We start from the raw sequence: 16,711 nt of genomic DNA, 5'->3' as shown, positions 1-16,711 counted from the left end.
TATTTGGTCTAAGGATTGCCCGAAATCTACCTCAGCCGCTTCGGCCGTGGATCGGCGAGCTCGCCGGCCAGACGCCGGTCGAGGTAATCGGCGCATTCGTCGATCAGCAGTTCGGCGTGGTTGGCGAAGAAATGGTTGGCGCCGGAGATAGTCTTCTGCGTGATGGTTATGCCCTTTTGCGTGTGCAGCTTGTCGACCAGCGTCTGCACGTCCTTGGGCGGCGCCACCTTATCGGCATCGCCATGGATGATGAGGCCGGACGACGGGCAGGGTGCCAGGAACGAAAAATCGTAGGTGTTGGGCTGCGGGGCGACCGAGATGAAGCCCTCGATCTCGGGCCGGCGCATGAGCAGCTGCATGCCGATCCATGAGCCGAAGGAATAGCCCGCGACCCAGCAGCTCTTGGAATCCGGATGCAGCGACTGCACCCAGTCGAGCGCAGCGGCCGCGTCCGACAATTCGCCGGTACCGTGGTCGAACTCGCCCTGGCTGCGGCCAATGCCGCGGAAATTGAAGCGAAGCGTGGTGAAATCGCGCTTCTGGAACATGTAGAAGAGGTCGTAGACGATCTTGTTGTTCATCGTGCCGCCGAATTGCGGGTGCGGATGCAGCACAATGGCGATCGGCGCGCTCTTTTCCTTGGAAGGCTGGTAACGGCCCTCCAGGCGACCAGCCGGACCGGCGAAAATGACCTCAGGCATAAAATACTCCACGTGGCATACGAAGGCGCGAGCCCGGACTCTTCCTTTGGCCCATTCTGTGGCCTTGACGCCGGGCAAGCGTCTTCCTAGAAGCTAGTTTAGAATTGTTCAAAACTGGGTGCCGAGAACGCATTTTCTCGGCCGCCCGCGCCGCAAGCCGGGTAAATAGGACGGCTCGCCTTGCAATTTCAAGGAAATAACGCGCTGTCCTCGCGGAATGGCTGCTGACAGGATCGACTGAAGGAAAATGGCCGCAACTCGCGCCTATCTCGACTACAACGCCAGCGCACCTCTCATGGCAGAGGCGCGGTCGGCGGCGGTCGCGGCGCTCGATGCCGCCAATCCGTCGTCGGTTCACAGCGAGGGCCGCGCGGCGCGGCGGCTGATCGAGGATGCCAGGCGTGACGTGGCAGGGCTGGTCAATGCCAGGCCCGAGCACGTCGTGTTCACCTCCGGCGCGACGGAGGCCGCATCGACGCTGCTTGCTCCCGACTGGCAGATGGGGCGCGGCTCTGTCCGCATCAGCCACCTCTATGTCTCGGCCGCCGATCATCCCTGCATTCTGAATGGCGGGCGGTTCTCGGCGCCGCAGGTGACGAGGATCGGCGTCGATCGAGACGGCATTGCCGATCTCGAGGCGCTGACTACGGCGCTCTCCGCGCATGACAAGGCTGCCGGCCTGCCGCTGGTGGCGATCCATGCCGCCAACAACGAGACGGGGGTGATCCAGCCGGTCGGACGCATCGCCGAGATCGTCAAGGAAGCGGGCGGCGTGCTGGTCGTCGATGCCGTGCAGGCGGCAGGACGGATTCCGATCGACATGTCAGCCGGTTATGCCGATTATCTGATCCTTTCCTCGCACAAGATCGGCGGCCCGAAGGGCGCCGGCGCCATCGTCGCCCGGGCCGATCTGATGATGCCGAAGCCGCTGATCAATGGCGGCGGCCAGGAAAAGGGCCATCGCGCCGGCACGGAGAATCTGCCCGGCATTGCCGGTTTTGGTGCCGCGGCGCGGGCAGCACTCGCCGGCCTGGAAGACATGGAAGCGGTCGCGCGCCGTCGCGACAAGGTCGAAGCCATCGTCCGGGAGCTCGTCCCTGATACGGAAATCTTTGGAGCGGCAGCGCCAAGGCTTGCCAATACGACATTCTTCGCTATTCCCGGCGTCAAGGCCGAGACCGCGCAGATCGCCTTCGATCTCGCCGGTGTTGCGCTGTCGGCCGGTTCCGCCTGCTCGTCGGGGAAAGTCGGGCCAAGCCACGTGCTGAAGGCGATGGGCCACGGCGAGAGCCTTGGCGCCTTGCGCGTCTCGATTGGCGGCGCTACCGGCGCCGAGGAGATCGAGGCGTTCCGGGCGGCTCTGGCGGGCATAGCCGCGCGTCGGGCTGGAAAAGAAAAGGCTGCCTGACGGCGGCAAGGCATCGGACAAGAGATCCCCGGCGGCTCTTGAAATCCGGTGCTCGAAAAACGAATTCAGGCCATCCGGCCTGGTAGAGCCGTGCGTTTCGTTTGGACGGGTGAATTTCCGGCCGGAACGCACTATATGGAGCTTACTCCGCAGCCGAGTCCTTCCCCGGGCGCGTTTCTGCGGTGCCATAGTTTGAAAACTGCCGGGCCTTGACCCCGGCGTGGATGGAGAACGCTTATGCCTGCTGTGCAGGAGACGATCGATCGAGTCCGAAAGATCGACGTCGACCAGTATAAATACGGATTCCAGACAGAGATCGAGATGGATAAGGCCCCCAAGGGCCTGAGCGAAGACATCATTCGCTTGATCTCCGAGAAGAAGGGCGAGCCGGACTGGATGCTGGAATGGCGTCTGGGCGCCTATAGGCGCTGGCTGACGCTGGAAGAGCCGACCTGGGCGCGCGTCCACTATCCGAAGATCGACTTCCAGGACATCCACTATTACGCGGCGCCGAAGAGCACGCCGGGACCGAAGTCGCTGGACGAGGTCGATCCCGAATTGCTCAAGGTCTACGAGAAGCTTGGCATTCCTTTGAAGGAGCAGGAGATCCTCGCCGGCGTGCGGAAGACCGACGCTTCGGAGCTGGAGGAGGCCAACGACAACGTCTATAAGTCTGGCCGCGTCGCGGTCGACGCCGTGTTCGATTCCGTCTCGGTCGTCACCACCTTCAAGAAGGAGTTGGCTCAGGCCGGCGTTATCTTCTGCTCGATCTCGGAAGCGATCCGCGAGCACCCGGAACTTGTGCAGAAATATCTGGGCTCGGTCGTGCCCACTTCCGACAATTTCTACGCCACGCTGAACTCGGCCGTGTTCACCGACGGCTCCTTCGTCTTCGTGCCGAAGGGCGTGCGCTGCCCGATGGAGCTGTCGACCTATTTCCGCATCAACGAGAAGAATACCGGCCAGTTCGAGCGCACGCTGATCATCGCCGAAGCAGGGGCCTATGTCTCCTACCTCGAGGGCTGCACGGCGCCGCAGCGCGACGAGAACCAGCTGCATGCCGCGGTAGTCGAGCTGATCGCGCTCGACGATGCCGAAATCAAATATTCGACGGTGCAGAACTGGTATCCCGGCGACGCCGAGGGCAAGGGCGGCATCTATAATTTCGTCACCAAGCGCGGCGATTGCCGCGGCCATCGTTCGAAGATTTCGTGGACGCAGGTCGAGACCGGCTCGGCGATCACCTGGAAATATCCGAGCTGCATCCTTCGCGGCGACGATTCCAGCGGCGAGTTCTATTCGATCGCGGTGTCGAACGGCTATCAGCAGGTCGATAGCGGCACCAAGATGATCCATCTCGGCAAGAACACGTCGAGCCGCATCATCTCCAAGGGTATTGCCGCCGGCTTCTCGCAGAACACCTATCGCGGCCAAGTCTCGGCGCACCGCAAGGCGACCAACGCCCGCAACTTCACCAACTGCGATTCGCTGCTGATCGGCGACCAGTGCGGCGCGCACACCGTGCCCTACATGGAAGCCAAGAACGCGACGGCGAAGTTCGAGCACGAGGCGACGACGTCGAAGATATCCGAGGACCAGAAGTTCTACGTGATGCAGCGCGGGATTCCCGAGGAAGAGGCGATCGCGCTGATCGTCAACGGCTTTGTCAAGGACGTCATCCAGCAGCTGCCGATGGAGTTCGCCGTAGAGGCGCAGAAGCTGATCGGCATCAGCCTCGAGGGTTCGGTCGGCTGACCGCAGAAGATATTCAGGAAAAAAATATGCTTGAGATCAAGAATTTGCATGCCCGCATCGTCGAGGACGGCACGGAGATCATCCGTGGCCTGAACCTGACGGTCAAAGCCGGCGAGGTCGCCGCCATCATGGGCCCGAACGGTTCGGGCAAGTCGACGCTGTCCTACATACTCGCCGGCCGCGAGGACTACGAGGTCACCGAAGGCGACATCCTCTACAACGGCCAGTCGATCCTCGAAATGGATCCGGCCGAACGTGCCACCGCCGGCATCTTCCTCGCCTTCCAGTATCCGATGGAGATACCGGGCGTGGCGACCATGGAATTCCTGAAAGTCGCGATGAACGAGCAGCGCAAAGCGCGCGGCGAGGAGCCCCTGAAGGTTCCGGAATTCCTGAAGCGCGTGAAGGACGCCGCCGCCTCGCTCAACATGGACATGAACATGCTAAAGCGGCCGCTCAATGTCGGCTTCTCCGGCGGCGAGAAGAAGCGCGCCGAGATCCTGCAGATGAAGCTGCTCGAGCCGAAGCTCTGCGTGCTCGACGAGACCGATTCAGGCCTAGACATCGACGCCCTCAAGATCGTCGCCGATGGCGTCAACGCGCTGCGCTCGCCGGAGCGCGCGATCGTCGTCATCACCCACTACCAGCGCCTGCTCGAGCACATCGTGCCGGACAGCGTGCACGTGCTCTACAAGGGCCAGGTCATCAAGTCGGGCGACAAGTCGCTGGCGCTCGACCTCGAGACCAACGGCTATGCCGGCGTGATCGGGCAAGCCGCGTGAGATGGGGCCAAGTGAGGCAAGAGCAATGAACATGCACGCACAGCCCCAGCGGACATTGGCCGAAACCGCGCTGATCGACGCCTTCGGCGAGCGGCTGTCGCTGCTGCCCGGCGACGGCGCGGTGATGGTCAAGCGCGACGACGCGATCGAGGCGATCAAGCACGGCCTGCCGACGCGCCGCGTCGAATCCTGGCATTATACGGACCTGCGCCGGCTGCTGACCTCGGTGCCGGCCTTCGAGGCCGGGGACATCGCAAAGGCGCTCGATCCGGTCCTCGACGGTTCGGCCGTTCTGCCGGTGCTGAACGGCGTTTCGAGCGCCAAGGCTCCCGAGATCGAAGGCGTCACGGTGGAGCGCCTGTTGGAGAAGCTCACCGACGGCAGTATCGCGCCGGGGCTCGATCGCTATGGCGCCGATGACGCAATCGGCGCGCTGAACACGGCCTTCGTGGCCGACGGCTATTTCATCGACATCGCCGACGACGCCGAGCTGGAAAAGCCGATCGAGCTGCAGAACCTGCAGGCCGGCGGCCAGACGCATGTGCGGCTCCTGGCACGTGTCGGTGCCGGCGCCAAGGCAATCATCGTCGAGCGCCAGACGAGCGAGGGCGGCGAGGCCGCGCTCGTCAGCTCGGTCAGCCAGCTCGTGGTCGGCGACGGCGCCGAGGTGACCTGGCTGATCGTGCAGGAGCAGCCGGATACGGCAACGCACCTTGCTCAGTTCAAGGCGCATATCGGCAAGGACGCCAAGCTGACGCTGTTCGTGATGAACGCCGGCGGCAAGCTGGTGCGCCAGGAAGTCGTGGTCAGGACGACTGGTGAGGGCGCCGATTTCAAGCTGCGCGGCATCAACCTTCTGGCCGGCGACACGCACACCGACACCACCATGGTGCTCGATCATGCCGTGCCGCACACCGCCTCGACCGAAGTGATCCGCAACGTTGTGACCGGCAAGGCGCGGGGTGTCTTCCAGGGGCGCATCAACGTCCACCAATACGCGCAGAAGACCAACGCCAAGATGGCGTGCAACACGCTGCTCCTATCGGACGAGGGTGAGTTCTCGACCAAGCCGGAGCTGGAAATCTTCGCCGACGACGTCGTCTGCGGTCACGGCGCGACGGTCACCGAGATCGACCACAACCATCTGTTCTATCTGATGGCGCGCGGCATCGACGAAAAGGCGGCTCGAGGGCTGCTGGTGAAGGCTTTCGTCGCGGAAGTGATCGAGGAACTGGACGACGAGGCGCTCGTCGATGCGCTCGAAGCGCGGCTCGACGCCTGGTTTTCGACGCACGGATAGCGCTTTCCCCTTCTCCTACTTGGGAGAAGGTGGATTGGCGCGGAGCGCCAAGACGGATGAGGGATGCTGGACGGAGTGAGGCGAAGCCTCGAAAGACCTTGTGATGGACCAGAAGATCGAAACCGCTCCCTACGACGTCGAGGCGATCCGCCGCGACTTCCCGATCCTGTCGCGGCAGGTCTATGGCAAGCCGCTGGTCTATCTCGACAACGGCGCCTCGGCGCAGAAGCCGCAGGTGGTGCTCGACACGATCCAGCACGCCTATTCCCAGGACTACGCCAATGTCCATCGCGGCCTGCATTTCCTGTCGAACGCCGCGACCGATGCTTATGAGAAAGCACGCGAGACGGTACGCCGCTTCCTCAATGCGCCGAGCACCGACAACATCGTCTTCACTTCCAACACCACCTCGGCGATCAACACGGTCGCCTATGGCTACGGCATGCCGAGGATCGGCGAGGGCGACGAGATCGTGCTCTCGATCATGGAGCACCACTCCAACATCGTGCCCTGGCATTTCATCCGCGAGCGGCAGGGCGCGAAGCTTGTCTGGGTGCCGGTCGACGATCTCGGCGCCTTCCATATCGAGGAATTCGAGAAGCGGCTGACGAACCGCACAAAACTCGTCGCCATCACCCACATGTCGAACGCGCTGGGCACGGTGACGCCGATCAAGGAGATCGTGCGCATCGCGCATTCGCGTGGCATTCCCGTGCTCGTCGACGGCAGCCAGAGCGCCGTGCATATGCCGATCGACGTGCAGGACCTCGATTGCGACTTCTTCGTCTTCACCGGCCACAAGGTTTACGGTCCGTCCGGCATCGGCGTGCTCTACGGCAAGAAGCACATGCTGGAAGCGATGCGGCCCTTCATGGGTGGCGGCGAGATGATCGAGGAGGTGACGGAAGACATCGTCACCTACAACGAGCCGCCGCACCGTTTCGAGGCCGGCACGCCGCCGATCGTGCAGGCGATCGGGCTGGGCGCCGCGCTCGAATATATGGAAAAGGTCGGCCGCGAGCGCATCGCGGCGCATGAGGCGGACCTCAAGAATTACGCGCACGAGCGGCTGCGCGCCATCAATTCGCTGCGCATCTTCGGCGACGCGCCCGGCAAGGGCGCCATCATCTCGTTCGAATTGCAGGGCATCCACGCCCATGACGTGTCGATGCTTATCGACAGGCAAGGCGTCGCGGTCCGCGCCGGCACGCATTGCGCCCAGCCGCTGTTGAAACGCTTCGGCGTGACCTCCACATGCAGGGCATCGTTCGGCATGTATAACACCAGGGCCGAAGTCGACGCTTTGGCCGATGCGCTGGAAAAGGCGCGAAAGTTCTTCGGGTGACGACCATGGAAGATGCGAGCACCACCGCAGAGACCGCGCCGGAAACGGCCGGTAACGGCCTCGTCTCGGCCTCGGCGATCCCCGCCGATGAGCTGGCGAGGCTGACCGACGATATCGTCTCGGCGCTGAAGACGGTCTACGATCCGGAAATCCCGGCCGACATCTACGAGCTCGGCCTCGTCTACAGGATCGACATCGAGGACGACCGGACGGTCAAGATCGACATGACGCTGACCGCGCCGGGCTGCCCGGTGGCCGGCGAAATGCCGGGCTGGGTCGAGAACGCCGTCGGCGCCGTGGAGGGGGTTTCGGGCGTCGAGGTCATCATGGTGTTCGACCCGCCGTGGACACCCGACCGGATGTCGGAAGAGGCGCAGGTCGCGGTTGGATGGTACTAGCCAGCGACCCCACTAAGGTTGGCTGGCTTGCAGCAAAGGTGAAACTTCACCATCTTAAAGGCAGACTCATTCCGCGGGCCTTGAACCCGCGCGAACGTGGAGAATGACATGGGACGCTTCGCCGTCATCACGATGACCGACAAGGCCGCGGACCGCGTGCGTGAGATCGTCGCTACGCGCGACAACGCGCATGGGATCCGCCTTGGCATCAAGAAGGGCGGCTGCGCCGGGATGGAATACACGGTCGATCTGGTCACCGAGCCGAACCCCAAGGACGATCATATCGAGCGCGACGGCGCGCACGTCTATGTCGCGCCGGAAGCGGCGCTTTTCCTGCTCGGAACCGAGATGGATTTCGAGCAGACGACGCTGCGAACCGGCTTCACCTTCAGGAACCCGAACCAGAGCTCGGCCTGCGGCTGCGGCGAATCCGTCGAGCTGAAGCCGGCCGATCTCAAGGCGCTGGCGGAGGCGCGCGCTTCAAGCGCTGCTTAGGTGAGCGCCGAGGCATATCGCTGGCGATGTGCCTGCTGTGACCAGGAGTTCACCGGACTTCCCACCGATATAGCCTTTGGCGCACCGGTGAATCCAGAGGCGCTTGACGAGGTAGCTCGGTCGACTTTCCGCAAGAACGACGATTTTTGCGTGGTGAGCTACGCCACGGGGCAAACAGACCGCTTCATTCGTTGCCTGCTGCCCTTGCCCGTACCTCAGTTGTCCGAAGAGTTCTGTTTCGGTGTTTGGATGTCCGTCTCGGAAAGAAGCTGGAATGTCTATCGAGCCGGGTTTGATAGCGGCCAATATGAGGACGAGCTCTGCTTCGGGTATCTGATGCACGACATTCCTGAATATCCGAGCTCGATGCACCTGCATCCCAATGTTGTGTTTCAGCCCGGCAATCTGCGTCCCAGGGTTTTTCTGCATGATGCAGACCACCCTTTGGTCGCCGCGCAGCGCGAAGGGGTAGATGTGACACAGATCGAGCGCTGGGTTGCGCTAACCCATCGCCCTTAGATGCAGGCTTAGTTGACCCACAAGCCGGTGCGCTTGTGCCAGTCGGCGATCGATTCTTCGGGATAGAGCTCGAACACCTTGTCGTTCTTGCCGATCGCCGGTTCGACCCAGTTCGCCTTGTATTTCAGCATCAGATGCACCTTTTCCAGCGGCTTCGGCAGGTCGCTGTCGATCGCCGAGGCGAAGGGGTGGACGAGGTCCGGCCAAGTCGGGTCGTAGAGCCAGAGCGCGGCGCCGCATTTCTTGCAGAAATTGCGCTCGCCGGTCGAAGCCTCACAGTGCGGATGCTCGTCGTCCTCGATCTCAGCGCGGTAGACGCCGAGATTGGGCTTGCCGGTGACCTTGAGCGTTTCGTTGTCGGCGCCGAGATTGATGGCAAAACCGCCGCCGCCCTGCTGCTTGCGGCAGATCGAGCAGTAGCAGAGCATGAACGGCACGGGCGTGTGACTTTCCACCTCGAAGCGGACGGCGCCGCAGCGGCAGGAGCCTTTGAGCAGGACAGGCATGGCGCGAAACTCCATTTCATGTCTCAACCTGTCAGCATGCTGTTGGTTGCTGCGATGACAAGGCCCATGCCGGATGAGATGATTGCGGCATGGACAATGACCGCCTCGAAGAATTGTTCGAGAGCCTGGGGCCGATCAGCATCCGAAAACTGTTCGGCGGCAAGGGCATCTATTGCGACGGCGTCATCGTCGCGGTGGTCGTGCGCGGCGAACTGATGCTGAAGGCCGACGAGGAGACGATCCCCGAATTCGAGGCCGCCGGCTGTAGCCAATGGACCTATACCGGCCCGCGGCACGGCAAGGAGGTGGCGATGCCCTATTGGAGCGTTCCCGACAGCGCCTTCGACGATCCCGACGAAATGGCGGTCTGGGCGCGGCGCGCTTATGAAGCGGGGCGGCGCGCGGGCAGATAAGGCCTACAGCGCCTTCGCGATCTCCGCCGCCAGCCGTGCATTGTTCTCGACCAGCGCGATGTTGGTCTTGAGGCTGCGGCCGCCGGTGAGCTCCAAAATCTTCGACAGGAGGAACGGCGTCACGGCTTTGCCGGTGATGTTCTGCGCTTCGGCCGCCTTTTGCGCGGCCTGGATGTAGCCGTCCATCTCGGCTGCCGGGATCTCGTCGTTCTGCGGCACCGGATTGGCGACCAGTATGCCGCCGCCGAGGCCGAGCGCCTGCCGGATATGATAGAAATTCGCGATATCTTCAGGCGCATGCAACGTCAGCGGCGCGCGGAAGGGCGATTGCCTGGACCAGAAGGCCGGCATGGTCTCGCAGCCATGGCCGATGACCGGCACGCCGCGCGTCTCCAGCACTTCCAGCGTCTTTTCGATGTCGAGGATCGCCTTGGCGCCGGCCGACACGACGATGACCGGCGTGCGCGCCAGCTCGTCGAGATCGGCCGAGATGTCGAAACTCTTTTCGGCGCCCTTGTGGACGCCGCCGATGCCGCCGGTGGCGAAGACCTTTATGCCAGCCATGTGCGCGGCGATCATGGTGGCGGCCACGGTGGTGCCGCCGGTGCGCTTTTGGGCGACGGCAAAGCCGATATCGGCACGCGACAGCTTCATGGCGTCGCCGGTCATGGCAAGCGATTCGCGCTCGCCATCGGAAAGGCCAATCTTGATGCGGCCATCGACCACGGCGATCGTCGCCGCCACCGCGCCGCCATCGGCAATGATCTGCTCGACCTTGGCGGCCATCGCGCCATTGTCGGGGTACGGCATCCCGTGCGTGATGATGGTGCTTTCCAGCGCCACCACAGGCCGCCCGGCGGCAAGCGCCTCCGCCACTGGCGGATGAATGTCGATGAAGGGGCGGGCGGTTTCGGGCGTCATGTCCGTTCTCCACTCCGGAGAAAACACTCCGGCAAGATAGTTTGTGGCCCTATGCCACCACCCGTGCCTCCGGCACAAGGGCAAGCGCCTGGCCAAAACTGCCGGCGGTGAAAGACGGAACCGCCTCGGCGCTCTCAATGGCGAGCATCGCCGCGGCAACACCTTCGGGCAGTGCCCTCCGCAAAGGCAGCCCACGCAGCAGCGCGGCAACCGTGGCTCCGGTCAGGGCGTCGCCGGCGCCGGTTACGTCGGCAACTCGTCGCGGCGCGGGCGGGTCGATGGCGAAGACGCCCGATTGGTCGAAGCCGAGCACCGGAGCACTGCCAGCCGTGATCACGCCTGCCGTCAAGCCCAGTCGCCTGAGTTCCCCGACAAGATCGCGGCCGGAGATATCCGCACCAGCCAGCGCCGCCGCCTCTCGGCGGTTCATGAATAGCAGCGAAAGATTGCCGAGCAGCGGCGCTAGCCGCACCACCTTGGCTGGCGAGATGGCGATGGCGAAAATCGGCCTGTCGCCGGCTTGCGCAACCAGACGCTCGAGGGCCGCCGTCGGCAGGTTCGCGTCGCAGAGGATCGCGTCTGCCTCGGCGATCGCCTCGCGCACCTTGGCGCGGCGGATCTGCTTGGGGAAGGCCAGGTCGTAAAGGCCCATATCGGCAAAGCCGACGATCAGCTCCCCCTCGCTGTCGATCAGCGCGGTGTAGCTCGGCGTCGTGCGGTCGAGGAACACCGCCGAAAGGTCGGCGATGCCGGCCTCGTCGATCGCCGATGCGACGGTCTCACCCGCCGCATCGCCGCCGCGCACCGAAAGCAGCGAGGCCGAGACGCCGCGCTTCACAATGCTGCGCAGCGCGTTGAAGACGCCGCCGCCGACATCCTCGCGCATGATGCCGGGATTGGATGCGGCGGGCACGTAAGGGCCCGAGACCTTGCCGCGCCGGTCGATATGGGCGCCGCCCAGCGCCAGGATATTTGGGGATGTCGGCATGCCGCGGAGGTGACCTCGTTGATTGTTTGCGTGCGCACACTAGGTTTCCGCGCATCGCCCCGCAATCGGGTCGCGATTCGGGCCGCCCGGATAACGAGATCTCGTTTGGATCAGCAGCACTGGTTCACGCCATCTCTGGTGAGACAAAAATAGAACAAATCCAGATATTGATTGTTTTCCAGTTAGTTGACGCCTCTTGCCAGATGAGAACAAAAAAGGTACAAACTGGCAGGGATCACGGACTGTCCGGCCTTCATTGACGACCAAGGGGTGATGTATCATGGCTCAGAATAGTTTGCGGCTTGTAGAGGATAAGGCAGTGGACAAATCAAAGGCTCTGGATGCGGCGCTGTCGCAAATCGAGCGCGCTTTCGGCAAGGGCTCGATCATGCGGCTCGGCGCCAACGAGCAGGTGGTCGAGATCGAAACGGTGCCGACGGGATCGCTCGGGCTCGACATCGCGCTCGGCGTCGGCGGGTTGCCGCGCGGCCGCATCATCGAAATCTACGGGCCGGAAAGCTCGGGCAAGACGACGCTGGCGCTGCACACGGTTGCGGAAGCCCAGAAGAAGGGCGGTATCTGCGCCTTCGTCGATGCCGAGCACGCGCTCGATCCGGTCTATGCCCGCAAGCTCGGCGTAGACCTCGAAAACCTCCTGATCTCGCAGCCCGACACGGGTGAGCAGGCGCTGGAGATCTGCGACACGCTGGTGCGCTCCGGCGCCATCGACGTTCTGGTGGTCGATTCGGTGGCGGCACTGACGCCGCGCGCCGAAATCGAGGGCGAGATGGGCGACGCGCTGCCCGGCCTGCAGGCCCGCCTGATGAGCCAGGCGCTGCGCAAGCTGACCGCATCGATCTCGCGCTCCAACACCATGGTCATCTTCATCAACCAGATCCGTATGAAGATCGGCGTCATGTTCGGCTCGCCGGAAACCACGACCGGCGGCAACGCGCTGAAATTCTACGCCTCGGTGCGTCTCGACATCCGCCGCATCGGCTCGGTCAAGGATCGCGACGAAGTGGTCGGCAACCAGACCCGCGTCAAGGTGGTGAAGAACAAGCTGGCTCCGCCCTTCAAGGTGGTCGAGTTCGACATCATGTATGGCGAGGGCGTGTCGAAGACCGGCGAGCTCGTCGATCTCGGGGTCAAGGCCGGCGTGGTCGAGAAGTCGGGCGCCTGGTTCTCCTACAATTCGCAGCGTCTCGGTCAGGGCCGTGAGAACGCCAAGCTTTTCCTGCGCGACAATCCGGACACGGCGCGCGAGATCGAGCTGGCGCTGAGGCAGAATGCCGGGCTGATCGCGGAAAAATTCCTTGAGAACGGCGGCTCCGAAGGCGGTGACGACGGCTTCGAGGACGAGGCTGGAGCCATGTAGGCAACTGCCGGAGTTCGGCCATAATCTGGACCCATTATCTAAAGCTGATGTAATCGAGTTCCCTAGTACTGCGTTCGAACCGCCGGCCTCCGTGCCGGCGGTTTGCGTTTGGGGGGCGAGGGTACACGCCGCTCGGCCGGTGGGTTGGCCTGGTTCCGTGTTTCTGGACAGGGTCAAGAGCTACGGCTAAAAGGCCAATCTATCTTCTGACACACGAAAGCCCATTTGCCGCCGGCCTGGCCGGCGGTTTTCGCGAAAAGGCAGTATCCATGAGTGGCGTGAACGAGATCCGGTCGACATTCCTCGACTACTTCCGCAAGGAGGGTCATGAGATCGTCGCCTCCAGCCCGCTGGTGCCGCGCAACGATCCGACGCTGATGTTCACCAACGCCGGCATGGTGCAGTTCAAGAACGTGTTCACCGGCCTGGAGAAGCGGTCCTATTCGCGCGCCGCGACCGCGCAGAAGAGCGTGCGCGCCGGCGGCAAGCACAACGATCTCGACAATGTCGGCTACACCGCGCGCCATCTCACCTTCTTCGAGATGCTCGGCAATTTCTCGTTCGGCGATTATTTCAAGGAGCGCGCGATCGAGCTTGCCTGGAACTTGATCACCAAGGAATTCGGCCTGCCGAAGGACAAGCTTCTGGTCACCGTCTATCACACCGACGACGAGGCGGCCGGTTACTGGAAGAAGATCGCCGGCTTCTCGGACGACCGCATCATCCGCATTCCGACCTCTGACAATTTCTGGGCGATGGGCGACACCGGTCCCTGTGGTCCGTGCTCGGAGATATTCATCGATCGCGGCGAGCATATCTGGGGCGGTCCGCCCGGCAGCCCGGAGGAGGACGGCGACCGGTTCCTCGAATTCTGGAACCTGGTGTTCATGCAGTATGAGCAGGTGACGAAAGAAGAGCGCATCGACCTGCCGCGCCCGTCGATCGATACCGGCATGGGCCTGGAGCGCATGGCTTCGATCCTTCAGGGAGTGGAGAGCGTCTTTGAGACCGACCTGTTCCGGCATTTGATCGATGCGGCATGCTCGGCGCTCGGGCACGGTCACAACCAGGAGAACGCAGCATCCTTCCGCGTGATCGCGGATCATTTGCGCTCGTCATCCTTCCTGGTGGCCGACGGCGTGCTGCCCTCCAATGAAGGCCGCGGCTATGTGCTGCGTCGCATCATGCGTCGCGCCATGCGCCACGCCCAACTGCTCGGCGCCAAGGAGCCGCTGATGTGGAAGCTGGTGCCGGCGCTGGTGCGCGAGATGGGCCAGGCCTATCCGGAACTGGTGCGTGGCGAAGCGCTGATCACCGAGACGCTGAAGCTCGAGGAGACGCGCTTCCGCAAGACGCTGGTCCGCGGTCTCGGCCTGCTTTCGGAGGCGACGGAACAGCTGCACGCCGGCGCCATGCTGGATGGCGAGACGGCTTTCAAACTCTACGACACTTATGGCTTCCCGCTCGACCTGACGCAGGATGCGCTGCGCCAACGCGACATCTCGGTCGATCTTGCCGGCTTCACCGCTGCGATGGAGCGGCAGAAGGCGGAAGCGCGCGCGCATTGGGCGGGGTCGGGCGAAGCGGCGACCGAGACAGTCTGGTTCCCGGTGCGCGAGCAGACCGGCGCCACCGATTTCCTCGGTTACGAGACGGAAGAGGCGGAAGGCCTGATCCAGGCCTTGGTCAAGGATGGCAAGATCGTCGACAGCGCGGGGCAGGGTGACGCGGTTGCGGTCGTCGTCAACCAGACGCCGTTCTATGGCGAATCCGGTGGTCAGATGGGCGATAGCGGCATGATTTCCGGCGACGGCTTCTCGATCGAGGTCACCGACACGCAAAAGAAGGCCGACGGGCTTTTCGTGCATTTGGGCAAGGTGACGCGCGGTACGATCAAGACCGGCGCTGCCGTGGAGCTAAAGGTCGATCACGCGCGCCGTTCGAAGCTGCGCGCCAATCACTCCGCGACGCATCTCATCCACGAGGCGCTGCGTGAGGTGCTGGGCACCCATGTCGCGCAGAAGGGTTCGCTGGTCGCGCCTGATCGCCTCCGCTTCGACATCTCGCACAACAAGCCGATCTCGGCCGAGGAGCTCGAGGATGTCGAGCGCATGGCCAACGAGATCGTCGTGCAGAACAGTCCGGTGACGACGCGGCTGATGTCGGTGGACGATGCTATTGCCGAGGGCGCGATGGCGCTGTTCGGCGAGAAATACGGCGACGAGGTGCGCGTCGTTTCGATGGGCACCGGCCTGCACGGCGCCAAGGCCAACCGTCCCTATTCGGTCGAGCTCTGCGGCGGCACGCATGTTAGGTCGACCGGCGATATCGGCCTTGTGCGCATCCTGTCGGACAGCGCGGTCGCCGCCGGCGTGCGCCGCATCGAGGCGCTGACCGGCGAGGCGGCGCGCAAGCATCTCGACGAGCAGGACAAGCGCCTGAAGGCAGCCGCGGCGACCTTGAGGATCTCGCCGGCCGACGTTCCGGCGCGTGTCGAGACTTTGCTCGAGGAGCGCAAGAAACTCGAGAAAGAGCTCACCGAGGCGCGCAAGAAACTGGCCCTTGGCGGCGGCGCGGCCGTTGCCGATGCTCCGGCCACCAACGAGACGGTTGCGGGTGTCGGCTTCCTCGGCAAAGCGGTCAGCGGTGTCGCGCCGAAGGACCTGAAGCCGCTTGCGGATGCCGGCAAGAAGACGCTGGGCTCCGGCGTGGTCGTCTTTATCGGCGCCGGCGAGGACAACAAGGCGAGCGTGGTGGTCGGCGTCACCGACGACTTGACCGGCCGCTTCAGCGCTGTCGATCTCGTCCGTGTTGCGTCCGCCGCGCTTGGCGGGCAGGGCGGCGGCGGGCGCCCTGACATGGCGCAAGCCGGCGGCCCCGACGCCTCCAAGGCGGACGACGCCATCGCGGCGGTAAAGGCGGCGCTCGAAGCCGCGTAAGCCAGCTACAGGGCTTCAATTTAAGCCAGTTCCACCTTCTCCGAGGGTAGCGCTGCCCCTCATCTGGCAGCCGCCATCTTCTCCCCGTCGAACGGGGAGAAGGGCGCTGTCACCGCGATTTTCGCCAATCGCCGGCGTCGCGCCCAGCCTCTTTCTCCCCATTTAGGCCCGTTTACGGGGAGAAATGCCCGGCAGGGCAATGAGGGGCACGCCGGCATCGAGGACGTTCACTCGAATCAGGCGGCTTTATCGGTTCGCGCAAAGCTCGGGCGAACGGCAACGCGCCCATACCAATCCCGGATTTCTGGAAACCGCGCAAGCAGCTTTCGCCCTTCGGCGACCTTGAGGAAATAGCCGATAATCGACGCCGCGTGCAGATCGGCCAGGGTCAACTGATCGCCGAGCAGCCAGGGGCCCGGGGTGCTCAATGAAACAAGCGTCCGCAGCACCGTCTCCGCCTGCGAAATCCCCCGCGCGATCAAGGCTTCGTCCGGCGCCGCCTTTTCCAGCCGCTCGACGGCGACATTCCAGACCATGGCCCGGTAAGCGTAGGCATCGAGCATGCCGATGATCTGGTTCATCCGCGCCCGACAGCGCGTATCGCCGGGCTGCAGGGCCGGACCGGCGAAGGCCTCGTCGATGTAGCGTGCAATCGCACCGGTCTCGAAGAGCCGAAAACCGTCATGCTCGAAGGCCGGAATGCGGGCGAACGGATGATGCTCCAGATACCAGGGCGGAATGCCTTCGGCCGCGAAGATGTCGAGAGGGACGAGCTCGTAATCGGCGCCCTTTTCCTCCAGCGCCATTCGCGCGATGCGGACATAGACGCTGTAGTGGGCGCCGTAGAGAAGAGGCTTTGCCAC

At 63.5% G+C, this 16,711-nt stretch carries 16 protein-coding genes; 11 read left to right on the top strand and 5 right to left on the bottom strand.

Features of this window, described 5'->3' with window-relative positions; genetic code table 11:
- Positions 1–26: 26 nt before the first annotated feature.
- The gene (locus CK224_RS02050; RefSeq protein ID WP_066995082.1) at positions 27–701 is read right to left on the bottom strand and encodes an alpha/beta hydrolase; all 675 of its coding nucleotides are present in this window, start codon (positions 699–701) and stop codon (positions 27–29) included.
- 247 nt (positions 702–948) lie between these two features.
- Here CK224_RS02050 and CK224_RS02045 point away from each other — a divergent pair, with 247 nt between their 5' ends.
- The 8 genes from CK224_RS02045 to CK224_RS02010 all read left to right on the top strand — a co-directional run bounded on the left by CK224_RS02045 (position 949) and on the right by CK224_RS02010 (position 8,703).
- Entirely contained in the window at positions 949–2,109 is a 1,161-nt protein-coding gene (locus CK224_RS02045) for a cysteine desulfurase family protein (RefSeq protein WP_095780631.1), read from the top strand.
- Positions 2,110–2,346: 237 nt separating this feature from the next.
- On the top strand, positions 2,347–3,864 hold the full coding sequence (gene sufB / locus CK224_RS02040; protein WP_095780630.1) for a Fe-S cluster assembly protein SufB: 1,518 nt from the start codon (positions 2,347–2,349) through the stop codon (positions 3,862–3,864).
- A gap of 26 nt (positions 3,865–3,890) precedes the next feature.
- On the top strand, positions 3,891–4,646 hold the full coding sequence (gene sufC / locus CK224_RS02035; protein WP_066995090.1) for a Fe-S cluster assembly ATPase SufC: 756 nt from the start codon (positions 3,891–3,893) through the stop codon (positions 4,644–4,646).
- 25 nt (positions 4,647–4,671) lie between these two features.
- A complete protein-coding gene (gene sufD, locus CK224_RS02030; protein ID WP_095779591.1) occupies positions 4,672–5,946 on the top strand; it encodes a Fe-S cluster assembly protein SufD in 1,275 nt (424 codons plus the stop codon).
- 103 nt (positions 5,947–6,049) lie between these two features.
- Positions 6,050–7,291 carry a cysteine desulfurase gene (locus tag CK224_RS02025; RefSeq protein WP_095780629.1) on the top strand — a complete coding sequence of 414 codons (1,242 nt, stop codon included), beginning with the start codon at positions 6,050–6,052 and terminating at the stop codon, positions 7,289–7,291.
- Positions 7,292–7,296: 5 nt separating this feature from the next.
- On the top strand, positions 7,297–7,689 hold the full coding sequence (locus CK224_RS02020; RefSeq protein WP_095780628.1) for an SUF system Fe-S cluster assembly protein: 393 nt from the start codon (positions 7,297–7,299) through the stop codon (positions 7,687–7,689).
- A 108-nt stretch (positions 7,690–7,797) separates the two neighbouring features.
- Positions 7,798–8,184: a Fe-S cluster assembly scaffold SufA gene (sufA, locus tag CK224_RS02015; protein ID WP_066995098.1), complete on the top strand. Its 387-nt coding sequence runs from the start codon at positions 7,798–7,800 to the stop codon at positions 8,182–8,184.
- Complete coding sequence (locus CK224_RS02010; RefSeq protein WP_095780627.1) at positions 8,185–8,703, top strand: DUF2199 domain-containing protein; 519 nt, start codon at positions 8,185–8,187, stop codon at positions 8,701–8,703.
- An 8-nt stretch (positions 8,704–8,711) separates the two neighbouring features.
- Here the strand turns inward: CK224_RS02010 and CK224_RS02005 are convergent, their stop codons facing one another.
- Positions 8,712–9,209: a GFA family protein gene (locus CK224_RS02005; RefSeq protein WP_095780894.1), complete on the bottom strand. Its 498-nt coding sequence runs from the start codon at positions 9,207–9,209 to the stop codon at positions 8,712–8,714.
- Positions 9,210–9,298: 89 nt separating this feature from the next.
- On the opposite strand from CK224_RS02005, the gene CK224_RS02000 reads away from it, so the two are divergent.
- Positions 9,299–9,622, top strand: coding sequence for a TfoX/Sxy family protein (locus CK224_RS02000; protein WP_095780626.1), 324 nt, complete (start codon positions 9,299–9,301; stop codon positions 9,620–9,622).
- Positions 9,623–9,625: 3 nt separating this feature from the next.
- Here the strand turns inward: CK224_RS02000 and CK224_RS01995 are convergent, their stop codons facing one another.
- Positions 9,626–10,543, bottom strand: coding sequence for a pseudouridine-5'-phosphate glycosidase (locus CK224_RS01995; RefSeq protein WP_095780625.1), 918 nt, complete (start codon positions 10,541–10,543; stop codon positions 9,626–9,628).
- A 49-nt stretch (positions 10,544–10,592) separates the two neighbouring features.
- On the bottom strand, positions 10,593–11,531 hold the full coding sequence (locus CK224_RS01990) for a carbohydrate kinase family protein (RefSeq protein WP_095780624.1): 939 nt from the start codon (positions 11,529–11,531) through the stop codon (positions 10,593–10,595).
- Positions 11,532–11,811: 280 nt separating this feature from the next.
- Here CK224_RS01990 and recA point away from each other — a divergent pair, with 280 nt between their 5' ends.
- Entirely contained in the window at positions 11,812–12,909 is a 1,098-nt protein-coding gene (recA, locus tag CK224_RS01985; protein WP_059185132.1) for a recombinase RecA, read from the top strand.
- A 269-nt stretch (positions 12,910–13,178) separates the two neighbouring features.
- Positions 13,179–15,848, top strand: a complete 2,670-nt coding sequence (gene alaS / locus CK224_RS01980; RefSeq protein WP_095780623.1) for an alanine--tRNA ligase — start codon at positions 13,179–13,181, stop codon at positions 15,846–15,848.
- A 236-nt stretch (positions 15,849–16,084) separates the two neighbouring features.
- Here the strand turns inward: alaS and CK224_RS01975 are convergent, their stop codons facing one another.
- The gene (locus tag CK224_RS01975) at positions 16,085–16,711 is read right to left on the bottom strand and encodes a glutathione S-transferase family protein (RefSeq protein WP_095780622.1); all 627 of its coding nucleotides are present in this window, start codon (positions 16,709–16,711) and stop codon (positions 16,085–16,087) included.

The organism is Mesorhizobium sp. WSM3862, assembly GCF_002294985.1.
Taxonomy (GTDB): domain Bacteria; phylum Pseudomonadota; class Alphaproteobacteria; order Rhizobiales; family Rhizobiaceae; genus Mesorhizobium.
The sequence above is the reverse complement of the archived record's forward strand: the minus strand, read 5'-3'. Positions and strand labels throughout refer to the sequence as shown.

Coding starts and splice junctions, on each gene's coding strand:
- CK224_RS02050 (WP_066995082.1), bottom strand. CDS start 701: ATGCCTGAGGTCATTTTCGCCGGTCCGGCTGGTCGCCTGGAGGGCCGT.
- CK224_RS02045 (WP_095780631.1), top strand. CDS start 949: ATGGCCGCAACTCGCGCCTATCTCGACTACAACGCCAGCGCACCTCTC.
- sufB (WP_095780630.1), top strand. CDS start 2,347: ATGCCTGCTGTGCAGGAGACGATCGATCGAGTCCGAAAGATCGACGTC.
- sufC (WP_066995090.1), top strand. CDS start 3,891: ATGCTTGAGATCAAGAATTTGCATGCCCGCATCGTCGAGGACGGCACG.
- sufD (WP_095779591.1), top strand. CDS start 4,672: ATGAACATGCACGCACAGCCCCAGCGGACATTGGCCGAAACCGCGCTG.
- CK224_RS02025 (WP_095780629.1), top strand. CDS start 6,050: ATGGACCAGAAGATCGAAACCGCTCCCTACGACGTCGAGGCGATCCGC.
- CK224_RS02020 (WP_095780628.1), top strand. CDS start 7,297: ATGGAAGATGCGAGCACCACCGCAGAGACCGCGCCGGAAACGGCCGGT.
- sufA (WP_066995098.1), top strand. CDS start 7,798: ATGGGACGCTTCGCCGTCATCACGATGACCGACAAGGCCGCGGACCGC.
- CK224_RS02005 (WP_095780894.1), bottom strand. CDS start 9,209: ATGCCTGTCCTGCTCAAAGGCTCCTGCCGCTGCGGCGCCGTCCGCTTC.
- CK224_RS02000 (WP_095780626.1), top strand. CDS start 9,299: ATGGACAATGACCGCCTCGAAGAATTGTTCGAGAGCCTGGGGCCGATC.
- CK224_RS01995 (WP_095780625.1), bottom strand. CDS start 10,543: ATGACGCCCGAAACCGCCCGCCCCTTCATCGACATTCATCCGCCAGTG.
- CK224_RS01990 (WP_095780624.1), bottom strand. CDS start 11,531: ATGCCGACATCCCCAAATATCCTGGCGCTGGGCGGCGCCCATATCGAC.
- recA (WP_059185132.1), top strand. CDS start 11,812: ATGGCTCAGAATAGTTTGCGGCTTGTAGAGGATAAGGCAGTGGACAAA.
- alaS (WP_095780623.1), top strand. CDS start 13,179: ATGAGTGGCGTGAACGAGATCCGGTCGACATTCCTCGACTACTTCCGC.